5 protein-coding genes are annotated in these 3,653 nt (G+C 65.2%); 2 read left to right on the plus strand and 3 right to left on the minus strand.

Annotated elements, in window-relative coordinates:
- Nucleotides 1–709: hypothetical protein (locus ON21_RS38820; RefSeq protein WP_039803768.1), on the minus strand; the 709-nt coding region annotated here is incomplete at its 3' end.
- 605 nt (nt 710–1,314) lie between these two features.
- Between ON21_RS38820 and ON21_RS30625 the strand changes: the two genes are divergently transcribed.
- Nucleotides 1,315–2,055 carry a hypothetical protein gene (locus ON21_RS30625; protein WP_157171036.1) on the plus strand — a complete coding sequence of 247 codons (741 nt, stop codon included), beginning with the start codon at nt 1,315–1,317 and terminating at the stop codon, nt 2,053–2,055.
- 273 nt (nt 2,056–2,328) lie between these two features.
- Here ON21_RS30625 and ON21_RS40685 read toward each other — a convergent pair whose 3' ends face one another.
- Nucleotides 2,329–2,508 (minus strand): ATP-dependent DNA ligase, encoded by a 180-nt coding sequence (locus tag ON21_RS40685; protein ID WP_306307720.1) that lies wholly within the window; start codon nt 2,506–2,508, stop codon nt 2,329–2,331.
- A 61-nt stretch (nt 2,509–2,569) separates the two neighbouring features.
- Between ON21_RS40685 and ON21_RS30630 the strand changes: the two genes are divergently transcribed.
- Complete coding sequence (locus tag ON21_RS30630) at nt 2,570–2,752, plus strand: hypothetical protein (protein ID WP_157171037.1); 183 nt, start codon at nt 2,570–2,572, stop codon at nt 2,750–2,752.
- A 44-nt stretch (nt 2,753–2,796) separates the two neighbouring features.
- Here ON21_RS30630 and ON21_RS30635 read toward each other — a convergent pair whose 3' ends face one another.
- On the minus strand, nt 2,797–3,369 hold the full coding sequence (locus ON21_RS30635; protein WP_039803776.1) for a hypothetical protein: 573 nt from the start codon (nt 3,367–3,369) through the stop codon (nt 2,797–2,799).
- Nucleotides 3,370–3,653 lie beyond the last annotated feature (284 nt).

The following is a 3,653-nucleotide window of genomic DNA, read 5'->3' on the forward strand; positions in this document are numbered from 1 at the left end:
GCCGGTCGATATCGCGTCGGTGTTCCCCGAGCTGGCTCCGTTGGCGCGTCGGGCAGTCCGCTTGCACCCCCGTCCTGGTGAGCCGACTGTTCGTGAGAGTTCCATCGGCGGGCCGCTGTTGTGGCCTGCTGATGAGCAATGGCCGGTCTGCGGCAAAGAGCACTACCACCGGGACCTGCCTGTCTCCCTTGACGATGTCCGGCGAAGCCGGGCACTGCTGGAGGCGGCCTGGCTTCGTCATAACGCTTCCGGCGGCGCCTTCCTCGACTCCGAACAGCGGGCATACCTCGCTGAACTCGAAGCGGGACATCCGGGTCATATCGAGCCGAATGCGCTGCTCCCGGTCGCTCAGCTCTACCTGCGCGACATACCTGGTCTGTCCGGGCCCGAGGGAACCGACCTGCTGCAAGTGCTGTGGTGCCCGCTGGATCACGAACATTGGCATCCCACAGCCCATCTCGTCTGGCGAGATTCCAGCGGCGTCGACGAGCTGCTCACTGATCCGCCAGCGCCTGCCGATGTCGACCACTACGGCCGCTACGTTCCCGAGCCCTGCATCCTGCATCCCGAGGTCGTGAGCGAGTACCCCGAACCAGTCGAGTTGCCAGAGGAGCTCGCGCAGCGCCTCCGCGACTGGGGAGCCAGGCAATTTCCCGAGGACGATCCGGAGGATATGAGCCCCGGCTACGCCTACTACCAGTACGAGCACTCCGTCGCTCCCGGTTGGAAAGTCGGTGGTTGGGCTCCGTGGAGCGGCAACGACTCTGTTCCCCTGAACTGCAAAATCTGCAACGCCGAGTATCAGCCGCTGCTCACTATCAGTTCTGGCGAATGGGACGGGGGCAGTGGTAGCTGGATCCCTCTCGAAGATCGACAAGCCTCTTCAGGACCTGTCGGGCTGCGCCAGCCGCATGACCCGGCGATGGTGTCGATCGGCCCCCAACTACAACCTGCAGATCTATATCTGTCCCACATCCTTCGACCACCCGCACCTGGAAAACATGCAGTAAGTCCGAGGCCGGAATGGCCAGCATCTAACCCCGTTCACCGAATCAAGATCCTCAAGTGTCGTTTGCCACCGTCGAGGGACCACCACGTTGTCAGTCATGGGACCACCGAAAGCAGGCGATCCGCTACGGGAACGTGTTCCAGATTTGCCGCGCGGTCCGATCGTGGTGGCCGCGGCTGAATATCCCATAATGGCGATGAGCGAGCTGACCAGCGACCGTCAGGGCCTGCGGGACCTGACTCCAGGCTTCCAACTCTGGGAAATGGATGGCCTCCAGCGAGAATGGACCGCTGATGGGAGCGGACATGAACATCGAGGAAATGCTGGACCGGCTCGGCTCGGCGATCGGGCCGCCGCCTGTGGGCGGAGTGGTCCCGGTTCCGTGGGAGCTCGGGCCCGAGGCGATCGGTTTCCAACTGCCCACGGACTACCGGGCGTTCATCGACCGGTACGGGATGGTGAGCATCCGCAACGAGCTGCACATCTTCGCGCCCTCGGCCGCGCCCAGCCCCAAGACCGGGCAGCCGCTGGGCTTCGAGGGATTCCTCTATTACACGACGGATCCCTACGGCTACTGCGCCATGCTGGCTCAGGCCTACCAAGGCGGGGATTACGACGAGTGCCCGTATCCGCTGTTCCCGGCCGAGGGCGGGCTTTTGAAGTGGGGCAACAACTGGTGCTCCGACCAGTTTTTCTGGCTGATGCGCGACCCGGACCCAGACCGGTGGCCGGTCGTCGCCAAGTTCGACTCGATGCGGGAGTGGGACCTGTTCGAGGGCGGCTTCCTGGAGTTCCTGCTGGCGGCGGTGACGGAACAGTATCCGTACCATGGGGACGTTGTTCCCGACGGGACGAAGCAGGTCGTCGATGGCCGTGATTATGCCCCTTGGGGTGACTGTCGAAGCAGCAGTGGCAGTGAACCCTCGAACATGGTCGACGGCCATACCCGGGGGCGGCTTCGGCACGGTGACCTGAGGGTCCCGTCTCCGTCGGGGGGTGACGCCCTTCGTTTGCAGAACTCGCCGGGATTACACCAAACGCACTAATCTGCAGCTGAGCGGGCGTTCGAGCACGCAGCATCCGCCAATCACCAGAGCGACAACCCGTTCCACTTCTGCACAGCTATCGGTGGTCCCACAACTGGCAACGTGCTGGTCCCATGGAGGTGGCAAATGACACTCAAGCGCCGGATTTCTCAAAGATGTTCCTCGACACCGATCGAGCAGCCGCAGCGCCGAAACCGTGCACCACACCTGTCGCCATCTGCTAACGTCTGCGCGAAAGTCACTGAGCTGCACAAACTCTCTCAAAGCAAGGCATCACGCCTGAGACTCCCCCAGAGAAGTGACGTTGTTGCGGTTGCGGCTGAACAACTCCACCCGCCCACCAGCGAGGCGGCACACCGCCCGCATGCCGTCCCATTTCATCTCGATCGCCCACCGTCCCGGGGTATCGGGCGGCCGACCGGCTGTCGCGAGCATCGGCGCAGGCACGGACACACCCCTCAGCGTATTCCTAGCGAATACCAACCAAATGGTGTGGTTCGCTAAGCTCGGGCGTGTGCAGTTCGAGGAAGGCTCCCTGATCCACCTGGTCGCAGGCGGGATGAGCGTGTTCCGCATCATCGAACTCGGCGTCGACGGCGACCCGACCAAAGCGGTGGTGCAAGCCGTCGGCGACGCCTCTGGCAGCTATCCGTGGACGACCGATCTGACCTACGCGGTGCCCGCCGACCAGCCCTAGCCGCCCGCCCGTCCGCGCCCGCTGTCCCCGCCTGCTGGCGGACATCACCCCCTTCCCTCATCACCGTCCACGGAATGCTGCGGCACCGGTGGCTCGCCGGGAGAGGCGGTGCTGGTGATCGGTGGTGTGCGTGGACGGGCCGACGCGGCGGCGGGGTCGCCGCTCGGGGACGGTTCGCTCGACGCGGCGGCCCGTGATGGTGGCTGCGGTGTGGTGGGGTTGGGGTGGGTGCGTGCGGCGGTGAGCAGTTGCCGGACTTCTTTCAGGCTGATCTCGAGCAGGTCGGCGATGTCCTCCTCGGAGCCACCACGCTCACGGATGACGGCTGCGGCCTCGGCCTGGTCGGCGCGGTAGCGGGCGATCTCGCTCGCGGCGCGCGCTTCGAGGTCGCTGATCTGCTGGCGCAGCGCGGCGACGTCGCGATCTCGGGCGGTTTCACACGCGGTGATCGCTGCCCAACAGGCGAGGTAGCGTTTGACCGCTTCATGGATGGCGCGCTCGCGCTGGCGCGCCAGTTCCCGGCGTTGCTTGCTGCGGGCGCGTGAGCGTTCCAGTCGCGCGGCGACTTCCGGGGATCGAGCGATCCGCGGGGACCGCGGTGGGTGACGCGATGACATGACCGGCCTCCTGAATGTCGGGCCCGCCTGCCGATTCTCCCGAACTCGATGCTACCCGCTCCCGGCTACCGCCCTGCGCGCGAAACCCGGCGCACTCGCCCATCCTCGCCCACCCCCAATTTTGTCCATCCGACATCGAGGAGGTCGTGTCATGGCAGCAGTTGTTCGCCCGCCACGGCGAACAATGGCGCCACTCCCCGGTGGGGAACTGCTGGCCTCTGCTGGTGGTGCTGTGCTGGCGTCCGGCCCCGACCTGCGCAGCTATGACCACTACGTGATCAGCC

It is taken from the genome of Nocardia araoensis NBRC 100135, assembly GCF_000308435.1.
GTDB classification, from domain to species: domain Bacteria; phylum Actinomycetota; class Actinomycetes; order Mycobacteriales; family Mycobacteriaceae; genus Nocardia; species Nocardia araoensis.